Source organism: Nocardioides sp. NBC_00163 (assembly GCF_045206295.1).
Lineage (GTDB): Bacteria > Actinomycetota > Actinomycetes > Propionibacteriales > Nocardioidaceae > Nocardioides.
The window spans coordinates 1265203-1283285 of the sequence record NZ_CP108155.1; the positions used below are offsets into that span (position 1 = coordinate 1265203).

20 protein-coding genes and 1 pseudogene are annotated in these 18083 nt (G+C 69.0%); 12 read left to right on the top strand and 9 right to left on the bottom strand.

Annotated features, from left to right (window positions below; genetic code table 11):
- Window positions 1-24 precede the first annotated feature (24 nt).
- From OG801_RS06045 to OG801_RS06060, 4 genes are read left to right on the top strand one after another with little or no spacing between them, the layout of a single operon-like run.
- Window positions 25-675: a methyltransferase gene (locus tag OG801_RS06045; protein ID WP_406034466.1), complete on the top strand. Its 651-nt coding sequence runs from the start codon at window positions 25-27 to the stop codon at window positions 673-675.
- Between the two features lie 17 nt (window positions 676-692).
- Entirely contained in the window at window positions 693-1628 is a 936-nt protein-coding gene (locus OG801_RS06050) for an iron-containing redox enzyme family protein (RefSeq protein ID WP_406034468.1), read from the top strand.
- Window positions 1625-1846 carry a CDGSH iron-sulfur domain-containing protein gene (locus tag OG801_RS06055; protein WP_406034470.1) on the top strand — a complete coding sequence of 74 codons (222 nt, stop codon included), beginning with the start codon at window positions 1625-1627 and terminating at the stop codon, window positions 1844-1846. The genes OG801_RS06050 and OG801_RS06055 overlap by 4 nt, the downstream gene beginning before the upstream one ends.
- A 12-nt stretch (window positions 1847-1858) precedes the next feature.
- A complete protein-coding gene (locus tag OG801_RS06060; RefSeq protein ID WP_406034471.1) occupies window positions 1859-2878 on the top strand; it encodes a DNA topoisomerase IB in 1020 nt (339 codons plus the stop codon).
- 4 nt (window positions 2879-2882) lie between these two features.
- On the opposite strand, the gene OG801_RS06065 is transcribed toward OG801_RS06060, so the two are convergent.
- The 3 genes from OG801_RS06065 to OG801_RS06075 form a co-directional block, all read right to left on the bottom strand.
- A complete protein-coding gene (locus OG801_RS06065) occupies window positions 2883-3557 on the bottom strand; it encodes a DUF6766 family protein (protein ID WP_406034473.1) in 675 nt (224 codons plus the stop codon).
- A gap of 94 nt (window positions 3558-3651) precedes the next feature.
- Entirely contained in the window at window positions 3652-4047 is a 396-nt protein-coding gene (locus tag OG801_RS06070; RefSeq protein ID WP_355020497.1) for a hypothetical protein, read from the bottom strand.
- Window positions 4048-4057: 10 nt separating this feature from the next.
- Window positions 4058-4612 carry a DNA starvation/stationary phase protection protein gene (locus tag OG801_RS06075; RefSeq protein ID WP_141805601.1) on the bottom strand — a complete coding sequence of 185 codons (555 nt, stop codon included), beginning with the start codon at window positions 4610-4612 and terminating at the stop codon, window positions 4058-4060.
- 65 nt (window positions 4613-4677) lie between these two features.
- Here OG801_RS06075 and OG801_RS06080 point away from each other — a divergent pair, with 65 nt between their 5' ends.
- Entirely contained in the window at window positions 4678-5139 is a 462-nt protein-coding gene (locus tag OG801_RS06080) for a DUF3817 domain-containing protein (protein WP_406034476.1), read from the top strand.
- A gap of 25 nt (window positions 5140-5164) precedes the next feature.
- Here the strand turns inward: OG801_RS06080 and OG801_RS06085 are convergent, their stop codons facing one another.
- Window positions 5165-5599, bottom strand: a complete 435-nt coding sequence (locus OG801_RS06085; protein ID WP_406034478.1) for a winged helix-turn-helix transcriptional regulator — start codon at window positions 5597-5599, stop codon at window positions 5165-5167.
- A gap of 100 nt (window positions 5600-5699) precedes the next feature.
- Between OG801_RS06085 and OG801_RS06090 the strand changes: the two genes are divergently transcribed.
- The 4 genes from OG801_RS06090 to OG801_RS06105 all read left to right on the top strand — a co-directional run bounded on the left by OG801_RS06090 (window position 5700) and on the right by OG801_RS06105 (window position 8986).
- Entirely contained in the window at window positions 5700-6395 is a 696-nt protein-coding gene (locus OG801_RS06090) for an SDR family oxidoreductase (protein ID WP_406034480.1), read from the top strand.
- Between the two features lie 20 nt (window positions 6396-6415).
- On the top strand, window positions 6416-7207 hold the full coding sequence (locus tag OG801_RS06095) for a thioesterase family protein (protein ID WP_406034482.1): 792 nt from the start codon (window positions 6416-6418) through the stop codon (window positions 7205-7207).
- Between the two features lie 72 nt (window positions 7208-7279).
- Complete coding sequence (locus OG801_RS06100) at window positions 7280-8446, top strand: acetyl-CoA C-acyltransferase (protein ID WP_406034484.1); 1167 nt, start codon at window positions 7280-7282, stop codon at window positions 8444-8446.
- A 6-nt stretch (window positions 8447-8452) separates the two neighbouring features.
- Window positions 8453-8986, top strand: coding sequence for a PaaI family thioesterase (locus tag OG801_RS06105; RefSeq protein ID WP_406034486.1), 534 nt, complete (start codon window positions 8453-8455; stop codon window positions 8984-8986).
- A 19-nt stretch (window positions 8987-9005) separates the two neighbouring features.
- On the opposite strand, the gene OG801_RS06110 is transcribed toward OG801_RS06105, so the two are convergent.
- Together OG801_RS06110 and OG801_RS06115 are read right to left on the bottom strand one after the other, a co-directional pair.
- Complete coding sequence (locus tag OG801_RS06110; RefSeq protein WP_406028720.1) at window positions 9006-9560, bottom strand: hemerythrin domain-containing protein; 555 nt, start codon at window positions 9558-9560, stop codon at window positions 9006-9008.
- Window positions 9561-9628: 68 nt separating this feature from the next.
- Window positions 9629-10027, bottom strand: a complete 399-nt coding sequence (locus OG801_RS06115; RefSeq protein ID WP_355230437.1) for a DUF5709 domain-containing protein — start codon at window positions 10025-10027, stop codon at window positions 9629-9631.
- Here OG801_RS06115 and OG801_RS06120 point away from each other — a divergent pair.
- Window positions 10026-10277, top strand: coding sequence for a hypothetical protein (locus OG801_RS06120; RefSeq protein ID WP_406034488.1), 252 nt, complete (start codon window positions 10026-10028; stop codon window positions 10275-10277). The two genes, OG801_RS06115 and OG801_RS06120, sit on opposite strands and share 2 nt — an antisense overlap.
- Before the next feature lie 120 nt (window positions 10278-10397).
- The gene (locus OG801_RS06125; RefSeq protein WP_406034489.1) at window positions 10398-11897 is read left to right on the top strand and encodes an MFS transporter; all 1500 of its coding nucleotides are present in this window, start codon (window positions 10398-10400) and stop codon (window positions 11895-11897) included.
- Between the two features lie 30 nt (window positions 11898-11927).
- Here OG801_RS06125 and OG801_RS06130 read toward each other — a convergent pair whose 3' ends face one another.
- Entirely contained in the window at window positions 11928-12563 is a 636-nt protein-coding gene (locus tag OG801_RS06130) for an isochorismatase family protein (protein WP_406034490.1), read from the bottom strand.
- A 169-nt stretch (window positions 12564-12732) separates the two neighbouring features.
- On the opposite strand from OG801_RS06130, the pseudogene OG801_RS06135 reads away from it, so the two are divergent.
- A pseudogene (locus OG801_RS06135) lies at window positions 12733-13545 on the top strand (GlxA family transcriptional regulator); the annotation flags it as partial.
- Between the two features lie 47 nt (window positions 13546-13592).
- Here the strand turns inward: OG801_RS06135 and OG801_RS06140 are convergent.
- Together OG801_RS06140 and OG801_RS06145 are read right to left on the bottom strand one after the other, a co-directional pair.
- Window positions 13593-15917 (bottom strand): FdhF/YdeP family oxidoreductase, encoded by a 2325-nt coding sequence (locus OG801_RS06140; protein WP_406034492.1) that lies wholly within the window; start codon window positions 15915-15917, stop codon window positions 13593-13595.
- 26 nt (window positions 15918-15943) lie between these two features.
- Window positions 15944-17746 carry a BCCT family transporter gene (locus OG801_RS06145; protein WP_406034494.1) on the bottom strand — a complete coding sequence of 601 codons (1803 nt, stop codon included), beginning with the start codon at window positions 17744-17746 and terminating at the stop codon, window positions 15944-15946.
- Window positions 17747-18083 lie beyond the last annotated feature (337 nt).

Here is an 18083-nt window from a genome sequence, read left to right on the forward strand (position 1 = left end):
CCTGAACAGGAGGCACCTGTTGTCATGATCCGCTTCGGTCATCTCGACATCGACTTCGACGACCGCGTGCTCACGCCGCGTACCTGGACCGTCCGTCAGTCCGAGTGGGCGGCCAAGCTGGCCGCGGAGCTGCCGGACGGGCCGATGCTCGAGCTGTGCTCCGGCGCCGGCCAGATCGGCCTGCTCGCCGCCGCCCTGACCGGCCGCCGCCTGGTGTGCGTCGACGCCGATCCGGTCGCCTGTGCGTTCGCCCGGGCCAACGCCGAGCGCGCCGAGCTGGCGCACCTGGTCGAGGTGCACGAGGGCAGCATGGAGCAGGCCCTGGGCCCGGACGAGCGCTACTGGCTGGTGATCGCGGACCCACCGTGGGTGCCCACGGCCCAGGTCGAGCGGTATCCCGAGGACCCGCGGACGGCCATCGACGGCGGCGCCGACGGGATGCTGGTCGCCGAGATGTGCCTGGCGACGACCGCCCGGCACCTCTCCCCCGGCGGCGCGGCCGTTCTCCAGCTCGGCACGACCGGTCAGGCCGATCGCCTGCTCGAGATGGTCGAGGGCAGCGACCTGACGATCGAAGAGGTCCGGGACTCGCCGGGCGAAGGAGTGCTCGTGCACATCGCCCGGGCACCGCGACCGAGCATGTCCGAACCGGCTGCCGGGTACCGCGCGGTCTGAGGGAGAGGTGGGCCTAGATGCTGCCGAAGTCGCGTGGCACCCTGAGTGCCGCTGTGTTCACCGCGCTGCAGAGCGGCGCCACCGCTGATCTGGAGCCGACTCCGGAGTCGGCCGAGGACGCCCAGATCGCTCTGTGGGCGCTCTACGAGCTCCACTACCGGGGCTTCGACGAGGTCGATCCCGACCTCGAGTGGGACGCGGACCTGCTGCGTCTGCGTCGCGGTCTGGAGAGGTCGTTCGAGGCCGAGCTGCGGTGGCGCTGGGAGCACAGCGGCTTCCAGGAGGAACGCGAATTGGACCTCCTCGGTCTGCTAGCCCGGCACGACGGACCGTCGCTGGCACGGTTCGTGCAGCGCCGGGCCGACCGGGAGCAGGTGCTCGAGATCCTCGAGCACCGCTCGCTCTACCACCTCAAGGAGGCCGACCCGACCAGCTGGGTCATCCCCCGGCTCGACACCCGACCCAAGGCCGCGCTGATGGAGGTCCTGTTCGACGAGTACGGCGACGGCGACCCGAATCGGCTGCATCACCACCTGTTCCGCCGCGGTATCGAAGCGGCCGGGCTGCGTACCGACCACGCCTGCTACGTCGACGAGGCGCCGGCCGAGATCCTCGAGATGAACAACGCGCTGTCCCTGTTCGGGCTCCATCGCCGGCTCCGCGGAGCGGCTCTCGGCCACTTCGCCGCGTTCGAGTCGACCAGCTCGGTGCCGTCGCGCCAGCTCGCCCAGGGGCTGCGTCGCCTGGACTTCCCCGAGGAGATGGCGGCCTACTACGACGAGCACGTCGAGGCCGACTCCGTCCACGAGCAGGTGGCTGTACGCGACGTGTGCGGCGCGTTCGTGGAGGAGAACCCGAGCGAGCGCGACCAGGTGCTCCTCGGCGCCTTCACCTGCCTCGACCTGGAGGCCCGCTACGCCCGGACGATGCTCACCCAGTGGGGTGCCTCATGACTGACTTCGAGCACGCCTCGATCGTGCTGTGCCCGGGCGGGCCGATGCTGCTGCGCGGGAAGCACGAGATCCAGGACCCGGACGGGAAGATCCACCACACGGTTCGCCCGGTCAGCGCGGTGTGCATGTGCGGCGGATCCGCGATCAAGCCCTGGTGCGACGGTACGCATCGGCTGCTGGCCGCGCGAGGGCGCGACAGCGACGACACCAGCGGGTGAGAGGAGCCCCTGGTGGTTCGGCTTCGTCGGGTCTCGACGGAGGAGCCGGGGTGGACCCGCCGTCGTGCGGGTCGCGGCTTCGTGTACCTCGACGACTCCGGTGACCGGTTGCCGGACGACGCGGCCGAGCGGATCCGCGCCCTGGCCATCCCTCCTGCCTGGGAGGACGTCTGGATCTGCCCCCGTGAGAACGGGCATCTCCAGGCCGTCGGGACCGATGACGCCGGCCGCCGCCAGTACCTCTACCACCCCGACTGGCGGGCTAAACGCGACCAGAAGAAGTTCGAGCGGGTGCTGGAGCTCGGGGCGGTCCTGCCCCGCGTACGCGAGCGGACGGAGCGCGATCTCACCACCACCGGGATGAGCGCTGCCCGGGCATCAGCACTCGCGGTGCGCCTGCTCGATCTGGGGTGCTTCCGGATCGGCAGTGACGCCTACGCCGACGAGAACGGTGGCTTCGGCCTGACGACGCTGGAGCGTCGCCACGTGCGCAAGCGGGGCGAGGCCTACGTCTTCGACTTCACCGGGAAGTCCGGCGTCCACCACTCCATCAGCATCGACGACCCGCTCTCGGTGGAGGCGATCGCGCAGCTGCGTCGCCGCCGCGCCGGCTTCGAGGAGCTTCTCGCCTACCGGCAGGGCCGGCGGTGGCAACGCCTGACGCCGGCCATGGTCAACGACTACATGCGCGAGCTGAGCGGCCTCGAGGTGTCAGCGAAGGACTTCCGGACCTGGCACGCGACCGTGCTCGCGGCGCTCGCGCTGGCCGAGGACCCGCACGCCGCGGGGCGCTCGACCCCGACCGCCAGCTCCCGCCACAAGCAGCAGGTCGCCGCGATCAAGGAGGTCGCGGAGTACCTCGGGAACACGCCGGCGATCGCCCGGAGCTCCTACGTCGACCCGCGGGTGCTCGAGCTGCACGAGCAGGGCCGCACGATCCGCGTACGCAACGGCGTGAGCAAGGACCCGCAGGCGCGCCAAGCCGCGTCCGAGCGCGCGGTCCTGCGCCTGCTGGCGCAGGACGACGGCTGAGGCGTCAGCCCTCGATCCCGGTGGCCTCGTGGGACGCCCCCACCGGCTTGCTCTCCGGGGATCCGCGTTGTCTGAGGTAGATCGAGAGGACGGCCATGGAGCCGACCGCCAGGAACTCCGACTGCCAGTTCTGGAGGGTGCGCGCCCAGAAGTCCGAGTTCGTCAGATAGGAGACCCACGGGATCGGGTCGCGGAGCTGGCGCAGCCTGGACTCGTTGTACGTCGCCCACCCCGCCACCGACTGGACCAGCCAGGACATCAGGAAGATGGAGCCCATGACGATGCCCAGGGAGCGGGAGTAGAACATCGTCCGCAGGCCGCCGGCCCGGGCCAGCTTGGGCGAGTCGGGACGGGCGTACGCTCCGACCTTCTGCACCTCGTCGGACTCCTGACCGGCGTCCTTGAGTGGCTTGGACTCTGGGGAGCCCCGTTGCACCAACCAGACGGTCAACATGACGTAGAGCAGGAACTGGAGATACTCGCTCTGCCAGTTCTCCGTCACGTCCACGGCGAAGCTCGCCGAGGTGAGATAGCCGCCGAGCGTGATCTGGTCGAGACCGTCGGCGAACAGCTCGTCGTTCAGCTGATGCCAGCCGGCGAACGCCTGGCCGACGAGGCTGGCCAGGAAGAGCGCCCCGAAAGCGAGGCTCAGTGAGTTCTCCCTGAGGAACCGGCGCATCGGGGCTCCTCACCCGTGCCTCAGTGCGAGGACGAACGTGTAGAGCAGTCCGATGCCGATGACCGCCAGGTAGGCGACGTACATGACTCGCATGTCACCCTCCGTGCAGAGCGCAGTCATAGGGCTTGGGCGGTTGCGGCGTACAGCCGGCCGCGTGCAACCGCCAGCCGTCGGCGAACCGGGTCAGGAACACGGTCTCGCCCTGGTAGCGCACCTCGGCCATCGTCCCGAAGACGTCCACGCCGTCGGGAGCGCCCGGAGCGCGGAGGTCCTCCTCGGCCAGCGCGCCGTCGCAGGGCAACTTGGCGGCGGACTCCAGCTCGGATCGAGTCTCCGGAGCCAGCAGCGCGCATGCCGCGCCCCAGTCCTTGGCGGCGACCGCGTCTTGGAAGGCGGCGGCGCTGTCACGCACCGCCTCGTCCTGTCCCGAGCCGCATCCGGTGAGGACCATCGGGAGCAGCAGCGCCGACGCCGTGAACCACCACCGCATGGGAGACCCCTCAGTCGTGGGCGGCTCGTGCCGCTCCCGCCTCCGTGGCCTCACCGCTGGTCTGCAGCTGACCGCCCTGGTCCTCCAAGTGGGCGCGGACGAACCAGTGGAAGAGCTCGAGCTGCTCGGTCTGGCCGATCAGGATGTCCTGGGTCACCAGGTCGATGTCGTCGAGGGTCTTGATCGCCTCACGGTAGGAGCCGATCACGCCCTGATAGGTGACGTCGAGCGCGGCGAGGTGCTCCTGAGTGGTGGCTCGTCCGATGCTGTAGTCGTTCCACTCCCGCTCCTCGACCAGTGCGCCCGGGGTGCCTCGCGGGGCACCGCCCAGGGTCGCGATGCGCTCGGCGAGGGCATCGGCCATCGCGCGTACGGCGTCGACCTGCGGGTCGATCATCTGGTGGACCGCGATGAAGTGCGGTCCGACCACGTTCCAGTGAACGTGCTTGAGGGTGAGCTGGAGGTCGTTGGTGGCATGGAGGCGCGACTGGAGCAGGCCGATGGTCGTCCGCGCAGCATCCTCGTCGAGGCCCGGGATCGTGTAGTGCAGCTTGTCGGTCGTCATGCTGAGACCGGTACCCATAGCCGCCCGATTCATACAAGTACACGGGTGCGAATAAACTTCTCCGCGTGTCCGCACTCCTGAGCTCTCCGTCCCGTGTCTACCGGATCGTCGCCACCGCCGAGGCGGTGACCTGGGCCGGGCTGCTCAGCGGCATGTTCCTGAAATACGTCACCGAGACGACCGAGCTGGGAGTCAGCATCTTCGGGATGCTGCACGGGATCGTGTTCATCACCTACTGCGTGACCACCGTCGCGATCGCGGTCGACCAGCGCTGGTCCTTCGGCCGCCTCGTCGCCGGACTCGCCTCCTCGATCCCGCCGTTCCTCACCCTCTGGTTCGAGCGCTACGCCGAGCGCCGCGGCCTGCTCGCCCCGACGTGGCGACTGATCGACGAATCCCCCACCCGCCCGCTCGAGCGTCCGCTGTCCTGGCTCCTCCGCAACCCGGTACGCGGCCTGGCCGCCGGCCTCGCGAGCGTCGCCGCGCTGACCGTGGTCGCGCTCGTTGCCGGGCCGCCGGTCGGCTGAGCCCCGGCCGCACCGCGCGGCCGAATCAGTTCGCGGCGTCTGCGATCTGGACCTCGCCGCGGCGGACGACCTCCCCGCAGGCCTTGCAGGCCAGCACGGGGTGAAACTCCGAGCCACAGGAGTGCTCGAACCTGGCCGGCGGGCCATCCTCGCCTGCCAGATGACGGTCGCCGAACTCGCGCATCGTCTCGATGATCGGCGCGAGCGATCGCCCGAGATCGGTCAGGTGGTATTCGAACCTCGGCGGGCGTTGCTCGTACTGGACCCGAGTCACCAGCCCGTGGGCCTCGAGCCTGCGTAGCCGATCGGTGAGGATGTCGCGCGGCCCTCCCGTGAACCGGGCGATCTCCTCGAACCGGCGACTCCCGAGAAACAGCTCGCGAACGACGAGCAGGGTCCATTTGGAGCCGACGAGCTCGAGCGTCCGCGCCACCGAGCACTCACGTACCTGCGTCATCATGGTTCGATCCTAATCGAGTTGGAAAACCAAACCAACCCGAGTACGTTGGAAAAACCAACTCAACCGGAGCGGCGCCCGCGCCCTCGAACAGGAGAACCACATGCCCACTCTCGCGAACGCGGTCGTCCTGGTGACCGGAGCGAACGGCGGACTCGGCACCCACTTCGTCAACCAGGCGCTCGAGCGCGGCGCCGCCAAGGTGTACGCCGCGGCCCGCAGGCCCCGCGAGTGGAACGACCCGCGGATCGTGCCGCTGAGGCTCGACGTGACCGACCACGACTCGGTCGCCGAGGCGGCTGCGGCGGCCGGAGACGTCACTGTCGTCATCAACAACGCCGGCGCCTCCAACGGCGCCAGCGTGACCGGTGATCTGGGCGCGGCTCGCGACCTCTTCGAGACCAACTTCTGGGGCGCGCTCGACGTCACCAACGCCTTCCTGCCGTCGCTGCGCGCCAGCAAGGGTGTCGTGCTCAACGTGCTCTCGGTGCTGAGCTGGTACGGCGTCGGCGACGTCTACAGCGCCACCAAGGCAGCGCTGTGGTCGGCAACCAACACCCAGCGCCTCGCGCTGGCGGGCGACGGCATCCATGTCGCCTCGCTGCACCTGGGCTACACCGACACCCCGATGACAGTCGGCATCACCGACCCGAAGAACGATCCCGCCGACGTGGTCCGCAGTGCCTACGACGGCCTCGAGGATGACGCGTACGAGATCATCGCCGACCAGATCAGTGCCGACGTCAAGGCCGGTCTCGCGCAGCCGATCGAGGCGCTCTACCCGCAGCTGGCCCGCTGAACCACGCACAGGAGACGCTGATGACCCTCGATTTCGACGCCTTCTACCTGCCGACCGACGAGGACGGAACGTACGAGTCGACCCCGGCGACTGCCAGCCCCTGGGACCAGTCGTTGCAGCACGGCGGCCCTCCCGCTGCCCTGCTGGCCCGGGCGATCGAGTCCGTACGCTCCGACCCGGCCCTGTCCATCGCCCGGTTCACCGCCGACATGCTCGGCGGCATTCCTCAGGGAACCATGCGCGTCGAGGCGCACGTGATCCGGCCGGGCCGTCGCGTCGAGCTCATCGAGGCCTCGCTGTGGGCCGGTGACCGGCTCGCCGTCAAGGCGAGCGCCTGGCTGATCCGGGCCACGCCCGGGTCGACCCGCGCTCACTGGCGTGAGGAGAAGGTACCCGCCATCCCGGCGGCCTCCTCCGAGCGCTTCTTCGACGGAGTCAGCCCCGACTGGGGCTACGGCCGCGCCATCGACTGGCGGTTCATCAGCGGGGGTTACGAACCCGGTCCGGCGGCGGTATGGGCGCGGCTGCGCGTCCCGCTGGTCGCCGGTGAGCAGGCCTCCCCCGTGCAGCGCCTCCTCACCCTGGCCGACTCCACCAACGGCCTGTCCGGCTCACTGCCGATGAGCTCGTGGTACTTCATCCCGCCGACCGTGACCGTCACCATCGAGCGACCGCCCACGAGCGAGTGGATGCTGCTCGACGCCCGCAGCACCATCGGCCCGGACGGTATCGGCCTGGCCCAGGGCGACATGGCCGACGAGCACGGCACCTTCGCCAAGGTCGCGCAACCGCTGATGGTCGCGCCCCGCTGAGCCACGCTCCAACACGTTCGCTGTTCCGACCCGACTCGCACACCACCACTTGAACGAGAAAGAGGACCAACCATGCCGAACGCCTTCATCGTCGACGCCGTCCGTACGCCCGTAGCCAAGGGCAAACCCGGCGGCGCCTACTCCGAGATCCACGCCGTCGACCTCCATGCGCACACGCTCGCCGCGCTCGTCGAACGCACCGGCATCGACCCGGCCGTCGTCGACGACGTGATCAGCGGCGCGGTCGGACAGGTCGGCGAACAGTCGGGCAACACCGCCCGCTGGGCCCTGCTCGGCGCCGGATTCCCGGAGTCGGTCCCCGGCGTCACGGTCGACCGGCAGTGCGGCAGCTCGCAGCAGGCGCTCCACTTCGCCGCACAGGGCGTGATCGCCGGCGCTTACGACGTGGCCATCGCCTCCGGCGTGGAGTCGATGAGCCGCGTCCCGATGGGGTCGCAGTTCGCGGGCAAAGACTTCTACGGCAGCAAGGTGAACGCCCGCTACGACGGCGGCCTGGTCCTCCAGGGCATCTCGGCCGAGCTGATCGCCAACAAGTGGGACCTCTCCCGCACCGAGCTGGACGAGTTCGCGGCAGAGTCGCACCAGCGGGCCGCGGCGGCGTGGAAGGACGGGCACTTCGACTCGCAGGTCACCTACGTGAACGACCTGCGCGTCGACGAGACGATCCGGCCCTCCTCCACGGCCGAGTCGCTCGCGGGCCTTCGACTGGCCTTCAAGGACGAGGACTCCGTGGCCAGGTTCCCCGACATCGACTGGCGAGTCACGGCCGGCAACAGCTCCCCGATCAACGACGGCTCCGCCGCGCTCCTGGTCGCCTCCGAGGAGGCCGCCGCACGCCTCGGTCTGACCCCGAGGGCGCGGGTCCACTCCTTCGCGGTCGCCGGTGACGACCCGATCTTCATGCTCACCGGCATCATCCCCGCGACCCAGAAGGTGCTGGCCCGCGCCGGACTCTCCATCGACGACATCGACGCCTTCGAGGTCAACGAGGCATTCGCCTCCGTCGTGCTCGCCTGGCAGAAGGAGACCGGTGCCGACCTCGTCAAGGTCAACATCAACGGCGGCGCCATCGCCATCGGGCACCCGCTGGGCGGGTCCGGCGCCCGGCTGATGACCACGTTGCTGAACAACCTCGAGCAGACCGGCGGCCGCTACGGACTGCAGGTCATGTGCGAGGCCGGCGGTCTGGCGAACGCCACGATCATCGAGCGGATCTGAGCCTCCATGACCCAGGACACGACCCAGAACACGACCTCCGAGCAGTCCCGAGCGGTGCGCGAACGCACCTACTCATGGGCCGACCCACAGGTCTTCGCCACCGCCGCCCGGGAGCTCGACGGGCTCGACTTCTTCAAGCAGCTGGGAGACAGCGAGCTCCCACCGCCCCCGATCAACGCGACCCTCGGCATGGCCCTGGTCGAGGTCAGCGACGGCCGGGCCGTCTTCGAGCTCACGCCCGAGGAATGGCACTACAACCCGATCGGCACCGTGCACGGCGGCATCCTGGCGACCCTCGCCGACTCGGCTCTCGGGTGTGCCGTCCACACCAAGCTGAAGGCGGGCACCGGCTACACCTCGCTCGACCTGACCATCAAGTTCACCCGCGCGGCCACGCTCGACAGCGGCACCCTCACCTGCGAGGGCCGCGTCGTGACCATCGGACGCCGCGCCGCGACGGCCGAAGCCGAGATAACCGACAAGACAGGCCGCGTCATCGGTCACGCGATCGCGACCTGCCTCATCATGTCGGGGAGCTGACCGCTCCCGCGGCCGAGCGTCAGCTATCGGCGTGCTGATCGAGCGTACGCCGCAGGTCCTCCTTGCCCTTGTCCCCGACGGGGATATCGGCGTTGGCGGCCTGGCGGCGTAGCTCGTCACGGGTGATGTCCTGAGGCATGTCGCCGAGGTGCTCCTGCCGGCTCTTCAGGAAGGCCTTGCCCAGCTCAGCGCGACGGGCGTCGTCGAGACGGTCGCGAATGCCCGGCAGCACGGTGCTCTCCTCCTCCTCGACGTGATGGGAGACCGCCTCGACCACCTCCGCCAGCTTGTCGCCGTACTCCGCCGAGTAGGGGTCACACTCGCTGAGCTCGGCGAGGAGGCGGTCCGCCAGCAGGTGCTCCTCCTGGCTGTGCGCGACGTCCTCGGCCTCACCCGCCTCGTCCCGGGCGACCGGATAGACCTCGGCCTCCTCGGCGCGGCTGTGCGCGGCCAGGAGCGTCACCAAGATCGGGGTCAGCCCGGCTCGTACGTCCGGTTCTCGCTGAAGCTTCTCGAACAGGCTCTCCACCTCACGGTGGTCCTGCATGATCAGGTCGGTCACGTCTTCGGACACGGCAGCTCTCCTCTGCACTGAAAGGGATCCGGCCCCTCACCGGTACCCCTGAAGGCGCGGACTCAGCCTCAGTCGGGAGGCTCGTCGACGATGTGCACGGCCGCTTCCTCAGCGGAGGCGCCGGCACCGTCGATGCCTTCGTCGTGTCCGATGAGCTTTCCCTCGTCGTCCTCACGCACGCCCTCGTCGGGACTGGTGAGCCGACCGGCGCGTGCCTCGCCCACCTCGCCGGTCACCGGGCCGTCCAAGATGTCTGCGTCAGCCTCCGCCTCGGCCTCCTCCCAGACCTCCGGCTCCTCCTGAGCACGCCGTTCGTCGATGGTCTCCCCCTCGATCTCCTCCCGCGGCGTCACACCCTTCGCGGTGACACCCCGCGGCCGCTCGGGCGGCGAATAGCCCTCGTCCAGGACATCGTCGACACCGCGGTCGTCGAGGGTGTCCTCCGGCTGAAGCTGCTCTTCACTCATGACTCGACCGGTAACCCCCGACGCGACCTCGCATGCTCCGCGAGTCGGTTGGTTCGAGTCCTCGCCACCCCGGTCATGGCACGCGTCGATCCCGCCCGGGGATGACCACGAGGTTCGTACGTCAGGCAGGGCCGCCTTCGCCGCTGTCGGCGGCGAGCAGGTCGACGTCGACGTCCTGGTTCATCTCGGTCATCTGCTCGCGGTACCCGACCCAGGCGAGGACAAGCCGCCCGCCGAGTCAGGTCTGTGAGCGGGGCGGGTCGGGATCATCCCTCCTGGGGGAGGACACGGCCCACCGAGGCGGCCACCGTGGTTCCTGTGGTTGACGCATGGCGTCCCGCAGTCGTCCTGACGAAGGTGAGGGGTTCCGATGAGCAGCACCGAGGTGGCTAACCGAGCAGGTGGCGTCCTCGTCGTCACCTGTCTGTCGACTCTGGTGGTCAACGCCAACACGTCGGCGGTGAGCATCCTGCTCCCCGCCATCAGCGCAGATACCGGCATGGATGTCACCACGCTGCAATGGGCCGTCACGGGCTACTCGCTGGTGGGTGCCGCGACCATCGTGACCTCCGGCTCGCTCGGCGACGTGTTCGGCAGGAAGCGCATCTTCCAGCTCGGCCTGCTGCTGTTCATCGCTTCGTGCGTACTGATCGCCATCTCCGACTCGGGTGCAGCCGTCATCGCCGGGCGGTGCATCCAGGGCGCATCCGGAGCGACGATCCTGGCCTGTGGCCTCAGCCTGCTGACGGTCGGCACACCTGAAGAAGGCAAGCTGCGGGCGGTCTCGCTCTGGGGCGCGGCGGCAGGCGTGGGTGCTGCGGCCGGGCCGCTGCTCGGCGGTGTCCTGGTCGAGCTGACGAGCTGGCAGGGACTGTTCTGGCTCGACGCCGGCGTCGCGGCGGTGTGCATGGCGATGACCGCACGCATGGTGACCGAGTCCCGCGACGAGGACCGGCCGCGTTCGATCGACGTCGCTGGCAGCGTGCTGGTCGCGGCCACCCTCACCCCGATCATCCTGGCGCTCAGTGAGGGCAGTGACTGGGGGTGGACGTCGTTGGCCACGCTCGGGTGCCTGGCAGTGGCCGTGGTGTCGGGATTCGCCTTCGTCGCGGTGGAGAAGCGGGTCGCCGTCCCCATGCTCGACCTGGCCCTGCTTCGCAACAGGGTCCTGGTCGCGTCCACGATCGCCATCCTCATCGGCGCCGGCACCATCAACGCGCTGATGTACCTGGTGAGCCTCTACTTCCAAGACCCGAGCACGCTCGGGCTCAGCTCGCTGCAAGCAGGCCTGGCGACCCTTCCGGCCACCGTCGGCCTCGTCGCGGTCGCTCCCCTGGTGCCACGTGTTGCGGCACGGTTCGGCGGTCGCCCAGTGGTCGGAGCCGGCTTTGCGATCACGGCGATCGGCTTCGGCTGGATCGGCTTCGTAGAGGGTTCGTGGGGGTACGGCGCGTTCGTGCTGCCGCTCGTCGCGGCGGCGGTCGGGATGGGCCTGTCGAACGGGCCCGCGACGTCGGCCTCGACGGCGTGCGTCTCGGCGGCCCAGGTCGGGGCGGCCTCGGGTGTCTCCAACATGGCACGCTACGTCGGCGCGGCCGTGGCCACTGCCCTGGCTGCGACGATCTATGGCAACGTCATCGCCAGCCAGACCGCTGAGGGCCAGTCCAGTGCCGATGCCCTGTCCTCCGGCCTTGGCGCCGCGTCCTGGGTGATGGCGGTGTTCAGTCTCGTCGGCGTCGCGATGGCCGTGATCATGGGGCGTCACCGGGTCGCCCAGGGCACCTTGGCCGACGCGGGCGCTGCGGCCGCGGCACACACGCACACCCTGCCGACTTCGGCCACGCCCACGTCAGCCGAGAGGACACCGTGACTCCGCGACGGCACGTCCTCCCGCGAGCCCTCAGCCGGCGAAGGCCGCGCGCCCCTGCGTGGCGGACGTGCCGAGGTCGCTCTTGGCGAGCGGCTTCTGAGCAGTGACCGCTTCCGTCCAGGCCGCGGTGGTGGCGACCGCGGCGAAGTTGGAGTGCAGCAGGACGAGCAGGGTCTGGTGGAGCTGGTCGGCCGAGACCTTGCCGGCCTCGTTGGCCAGGTGGATGGCGCCGCTCGCGTCGGAGAGGATCTCGGCGGCCAGGCCGAGCTCCTCGGCGCTCACCGCCGTGGCGATGTCGCAGTTGTTGGTCATGAAGCCGACGATGGTGATGGTGTCGACGCCCTGCTCGGCCAGCCACGCGGCGACGTCGGTGCCCGCGAAGACGCTGCTCCTGTCCTTGGTCACGCGCTTCCAGGACGGCTTGACGCGCCGCTCGATCTCGGGGTGCAGGGTCCAGCTGTGGCTTCCGACAGCGAAGACCGGAGAGCCCTCGGGCAGCTCGTGCCGGACGACGACCACGGGAAGGCCCTCGCGATCGGCGACGTCGAGTGCTTCCGCGATGTTGGCGAGCGCCTGCTCGCGGTCCGGGGACTGGATCTGCAGGATCCCGTCGAAGTACTCCTGCTGGACGTCGACGACGATCAGGGCGCGGCGGGGCGTGGTCATGACTGGATTCCTCTGTTCGGGGTGGCGTTGGCGTTCCCCTTCACTCTGTCCGCTGTGAAGCGCTACCGTGAGTGGCACAAATGACGACTTACGATGAGATCGGGCCAGCATGCGCATCGCCGTACACGCCTTCGACGGCATCACCATGTTCCACCTCTCCGCACCCTTGATGGTCTTCGGCGAGGTCGGCCGCCTGGGCCTGGCCGACGGCTGGGACCCGGTGGTGTGGACCGAGGACGGGCGCGGCGTACGAACGGCCGACGGACTTCGAATCGACGACGTCGCGGGCCCCGATGTCGTCGAGGACGCGGATCTCGTGGTCCTGCCGTCGTGGCCGAGCGACCTCCGGCCGGCCGACGCCGCCCTGACCGGCAGGATCCGCGCCGCGCAGGCACGGGGCAGTCGCGTCGCGGGCCTGTGCCTGGGCGCGTTCCCCGTCGTCGACAGCGGGGTGCTCGACGGGCGAGATGCCGTCACCCACTGGGGCGCGGTCGACGAGCTCGCCCGCCGGCGGCCGGCCGTCACCGTCATTCCGGCAGCGCTCTACCGCGACCACGGCGACGTACTCACCTCAGCCGGCACGGCATCGGCCATCGACGCCTGCCTGTCGATCGTACGCAGCCACCTCGGCTCCACCGCGGCGGCCACCGTGGCCCGCCACCTCGTGGTCGCGCCCCACCGCGAGGGCGACCAGGCCCAGTACGTCGACCGTCCGATGCCCGAGTCAGGAGGCGTGGGCGACCTCGGACCGACGATCGACTGGGCACTCGCCCACCTCGACGAACGACTCCACGTTGACGACCTGGCAGCCCACGCCCGGATGAGCCGACGCAACTTCACCCGCCGCTTCGCCGAGGTCACCGGCACCACCCCTGCGCGCTGGGTCCTGACCCGTCGCCTCGACGAAGCGCGCCGCCTCCTCGAGACCACGACCTGGCCCATCACCCGCATCGCCGAGGCGTGCGGGTTCAGCAGCGCCGTGACGTTCCGGCAGAACTTCGCCGCGGCGTTCGCGACGACGCCCACCTCCTACCGTAGGCGGTTCGCCCCCTCTGCCGATGCGGCGACCTCCAAGCGCACCACGACGCCCTTCGAGGTCGGGGTGTTGCTGCCCTCGGCGACGCTGTCGAGCGGCACGAGCACGTTGGTCTCCGGATAGTACGCAGCCGCCGAACCCCGGCTCGCCGGATAGGCGACCAGAGTGAACCCCGGGGCGCGGCGCTCGACACCGTCCTCCCAGGCCCCGACGATGTCGACGCGGTCACCGTCGGCCAGACCCAGCTCGGCGATGTCGGCCGGGTTGACCATCACGATGCGGCGGGCGTTGTGGATGCCGCGGTAACGGTCGTCCATGGCGTACGGGATGGTGTTCCACTGATCGTGCGAGCGCAGCGTCTGCAGGATCAGATGGCCCGGCGGGGCCTGCAACCACGTCAGATCGTTGCGGGTGAAGACGGCCTTGCCGCTGGGCGTGCGATAGACACCGGAGTTGACCGGGTTCGGGAGAACGAACCCGGTCGGATCCTTGATCCGCTCGTTGAAGTCCTCGAACCCCGGCACCACCCGTGCGATCCGATCGCGGATCCGGCCGTAGTCCGCCTCGAAGTCCGCCCAGCGGATGCCGTACCGGCCGCCGATCGTGGCGTGTGCCAGGCGCGAGATGATCGCGACCTCGCTGAGGAGATGCTCCGAGGCAGGCTGGAGCTTGCCGCGGGTGGCGTGCACGGAGCTCATCGAGTCCTCGACGGTGACGAACTGCTCACCACTGGACTGGACGTCGATGTCGCTGCGGCCCAGAGTGGGCAGGATCAGCGCGGTCTCCCCGACCACCGTGTGCGAGCGATTCAGCTTGGTGGAGACCTGGACCGTCAAGCGGCAGTTCCTCAACGCGGCCTCGGCGACGTCGCTGTCCGAGATCGCCCGGACGAAGTTGCCGGCGACGCCGGCGAAGACCTTCGCCTTCCCGTCCCGCATCGCCCGGACGCCGTCCACCGAGTCGTACCCGTGCCTGCGCGGTGGGTCGAACCTGAACTCGGCACCCAGTGCGTCGAGGAAGGAGCCGGGCATCTTCTCCCAGATCCCCATCGTCCGGTCGCCCTGCACGTTGGAGTGACCGCGGACCGGGCAGACCCCGGCCCCGGGCTTGCCGATGTTGCCCCGCAGCATGAGGAAGTTGACCACCTCGCGGATCGTCGGCACGCCGTGCTTGTGCTGGGTCAGCCCCATCGCCCAGCAGACGATGACCGAACGACTGGCCAGCACCTGCTCGTGGACCGCCTCGATCTCCTCGCGGGTCAGGCCGGTCGCCTCGAGCGCAGCCTCCCAGGTGATCGTGCGGGCGTGCTCGGCGAAGGCGTAGAACCCGGTCGTGTACTCCGCGATGTACTCCCAGTCCAGCACTCCGCCACCCTCGGCCCGGTCCGTCTCGAGCAGGCGACGGTTGAGCATCTGGAACAGCGCGAGGTCGCCGCCGGGGCGGATCTGCAGGAACTGATCCGCGATCTGGGTGCCCCGGCCCACCACTCCGCGGGCCTTCTGCGGGTTCTTGAACCGCATCAGTCCCGCCTCGGGAAGGGTGTTGACCGCGATCACCTTGCCGCCCCGCTGTTTGGTCTCCTCCAGCGCAGAGAGCATCCGCGGATGGTTCGTGCCCGGGTTCTGGCCGACCACGAACACCAGGTCCGCGTTGTAGATGTCGTCGAGCTGGACGCTGCCCTTGCCGATCCCCAGCGTCTCGCTGAGCGCCGAACCGCTCGACTCATGACACATGTTCGAGCAGTCAGGCAGGTTGTTGGTGCCGTACGCGCGGGCGAAGAGCTGGAGCAGGAACGCGGCCTCGTTGTTGAGCCGCCCGGAGACGTAGAACATCGCCTCGTCGGGAGAGTCCAGGCAGTTGAGCTCCTGAGCGATGGTGTGGAACGCGTCCTCCCAGGTGATCGGCTCATAGTGCGTCGCACCTGGCCGCTTGACCATCGGCTCCGTCAGCCGGCCCTGCTGGTTGAGCCAGTGGTCCGACTTCCCGTCCAGCTCCGAGACCGGGTGACGCGCGAAGAACTCGCGCGTCACCCGGCGCGACGTCGCCTCGTCGGCGATGTGCTTCGCACCGTTCTCGCAGTACTCGTTCCGGTGCCGGTGACCCGGCTCGGGCCACGCACACCCCGGGCAGTCCATCCCGTCGGCCTGGTTGAGGTTCAACAGTGTCAACGCCGTACGCCGCACCGATGTCTGCGTCAGCGAATACTCGATCGCCTTCCGCACCGCCGGTATGCCGGCGGCCCAGGTCTTCGGCTCGGTGACACTGAGTGCCTCCACCGGCTCTTCCTCGGAGTACGCGCCGTCCGCGTCTCGCTTCACCACACCCGTTCCCTTCGCGACTCGAGCTAGCTGGCCGACCTGGGCAGCTCGGCCTCCTCGTCATCGGCCAATTCATCGGCCACCTCATCGGCCGATTCGTCGGCAGGCGCATCGGGATCACGGGAGACCCGGATGACGAAGTCGTCACCGTGCTCCGAGACCCCGTAGACAACGGCCTGCTCGACGGCTTTGGAGGCGTACTGGGCACGCACCACGAGTGGGTCCTCCCGAAGGTCCTTCACCAGCGATACGCACAGCCCGACCATGACGACGACGAACGGGACCGCCGCGACGATGGTGATGGTCTGCAGTCCGCTCAACGCGTCGGAACCGCCGACCAGCAGCATCACGGCAGCGACCGCGCCCGTGGCGACACCCCAGAAGATCACCGTCGGCCTGCTCGGTTCGATGGATCCGCGCTCGGAGAGCGTGGCCATGACGATCGATGCGGCGTCGGCTCCCGAGATGAAGAAGAGCGCGACCAGGATCATGACCACGACGCTTGCCACCGTCGCGAACGGGAACGACTCGAGGGTCGTGAACAGCTGGGTCTCGACGCCGCCCGCGCCGGCGATGTCCACGCCACCCAGCTGCAGGTCGAGAGCCGCCCCTCCGAAGATCGCGAACCAGGCCAGGCTGACCAGCGACGGGACGAGGAGCACGCCCGTCACGAACTGGCGAATGGTGCGGCCCCGCGAGATCCGCGCGATGAACATTCCGACGAACGGCGTCCACGAGAGCCACCAGGCCCAGTAGAAGACCGTCCAGCCGGACAACCAGGTGGCGGTCGCAGACCCTTCGGCCGAGGTTCGCGCCGACATCATCGCAACCTCTTGGAAGTAGCTTCCGACAGTTGTCGGGACCAGGCTGAGGATGAACACGGTCGGACCGGCGACGAAGACGAACAGGGCCAGTCCGACGGCGAGCACCATGTTGATGTTCGAGAGCCACTGGATGCCCTTGGCGACGCCGGAGACGGCGGAGAAGACGAACCCGACCGTGAGCACGGCGATGATGGCGACCAGGATCCCGTTGCCCGTCGTGCCGAGCCCGCCGACGATCTCCAGGCCGCTGCGGATCTGGAGGGCGCCCAGGCCCAGCGACGCGGCCGACCCGAAGAGGGTCGCGAAGATCGCGAGCATGTCGATGACCTTGCCGCCGGCGCCATGGGCGTGACGCCCGAGAATGGGCTCGAACACCGAGCTGATGAGCAGACCGCGGCCCTTGCGGAAGACGCTGTAGGCGATCGCCAGCCCCACCAGGGCATAGATCGCCCAGGGGTGGATTCCCCAGTGGAAGAGGGTGGTGGCCATGGCCGTCTGGATCTTCTCGGACTGACCATCGCCGACAGCGCCCGGCGGAGGTGCGACGAAGTGGCTGACCGGCTCGCTGACGCCGTAGAAGATCAGGCCGATCCCCATTCCGGCGCTGAACATCATCGTGATCCACGAGACCGTACGGAACTCGGGTTCCTCGCCGTCCCTGCCGAGCGGGATGTTCCCGAACTTGCCGAAGGCGAGCCACAGTACGAAGCCGACGAAGGTCGATGCCGCGGTGACGAAGAGCCAGCCCAGGTTGGCCATCACCCAGGACAACGACTTCCCTGAGACCGAGGCCAGCGACTCCGTGCTGACGAAACCCCAGACCAGGAAGCCGATCGCGATGACCGCGGTCACCCCGAAGACGACGCGATCGAGGCCACCGGCATCCTTGGCGGGCTCCTCAGGAGGACAGTCGAGGGCCGGATGGGTCGGGCTTCCGTTCTGGCCGACGGATCTGTGGCGCGGCGCTACCGGGGACAGGTCTCCGCGACGTGCAGAGGATCTCATGACGCACTCCGATCAAGAGCTCTTGGGATGAGCAGCATCTGTCGGTGCCAGAGAGGCTCCGGGTGGCGGCACGACAGTGGGGCGCTACGCGGTCAGACGCTGATATACCAGTTACCTTATCCGTGATGCATCACACTAGGCAAGGGTCGATCTCGACGACGACCTCGAGCTCCACCGGGGCATCCAGAGGCAGAGCCGAGACCCGGTCGGAGCTCGGCACCGGAGGCGGGATCACCGCGGCACGCCGTTGCGATGTAACTGATGTATCAGACTAAGATGGTAAAAGCGGCAGAAGATCTGACGCCACCGAGCCGGAGCCGACAAGTGGGGCAAGAAC

Bases quoted from the DNA above. Each gene is read 5' to 3' on its own strand.
- OG801_RS06085 (WP_406034478.1), bottom strand. From the start codon at position 5,599: ATGATGACGCAGGTACGTGAGTGCTCGGTGGCGCGGACGCTCGAGCTC.
- OG801_RS06120 (WP_406034488.1), top strand. From the start codon at position 10,026: ATGACTCGACCGGTAACCCCCGACGCGACCTCGCATGCTCCGCGAGTC.
- OG801_RS06075 (WP_141805601.1), bottom strand. From the start codon at position 4,612: ATGACGACCGACAAGCTGCACTACACGATCCCGGGCCTCGACGAGGAT.
- OG801_RS06050 (WP_406034468.1), top strand. From the start codon at position 693: ATGCTGCCGAAGTCGCGTGGCACCCTGAGTGCCGCTGTGTTCACCGCG.
- OG801_RS06070 (WP_355020497.1), bottom strand. From the start codon at position 4,047: ATGCGGTGGTGGTTCACGGCGTCGGCGCTGCTGCTCCCGATGGTCCTC.
- OG801_RS06090 (WP_406034480.1), top strand. From the start codon at position 5,700: ATGCCCACTCTCGCGAACGCGGTCGTCCTGGTGACCGGAGCGAACGGC.
- OG801_RS06130 (WP_406034490.1), bottom strand. From the start codon at position 12,563: ATGACCACGCCCCGCCGCGCCCTGATCGTCGTCGACGTCCAGCAGGAG.
- OG801_RS06125 (WP_406034489.1), top strand. From the start codon at position 10,398: ATGAGCAGCACCGAGGTGGCTAACCGAGCAGGTGGCGTCCTCGTCGTC.
- OG801_RS06100 (WP_406034484.1), top strand. From the start codon at position 7,280: ATGCCGAACGCCTTCATCGTCGACGCCGTCCGTACGCCCGTAGCCAAG.
- OG801_RS06115 (WP_355230437.1), bottom strand. From the start codon at position 10,027: ATGAGTGAAGAGCAGCTTCAGCCGGAGGACACCCTCGACGACCGCGGT.
- OG801_RS06055 (WP_406034470.1), top strand. From the start codon at position 1,625: ATGACTGACTTCGAGCACGCCTCGATCGTGCTGTGCCCGGGCGGGCCG.
- OG801_RS06095 (WP_406034482.1), top strand. From the start codon at position 6,416: ATGACCCTCGATTTCGACGCCTTCTACCTGCCGACCGACGAGGACGGA.
- OG801_RS06065 (WP_406034473.1), bottom strand. From the start codon at position 3,557: ATGCGCCGGTTCCTCAGGGAGAACTCACTGAGCCTCGCTTTCGGGGCG.
- OG801_RS06045 (WP_406034466.1), top strand. From the start codon at position 25: ATGATCCGCTTCGGTCATCTCGACATCGACTTCGACGACCGCGTGCTC.
- OG801_RS06105 (WP_406034486.1), top strand. From the start codon at position 8,453: ATGACCCAGGACACGACCCAGAACACGACCTCCGAGCAGTCCCGAGCG.
- OG801_RS06145 (WP_406034494.1), bottom strand. From the start codon at position 17,746: ATGAGATCCTCTGCACGTCGCGGAGACCTGTCCCCGGTAGCGCCGCGC.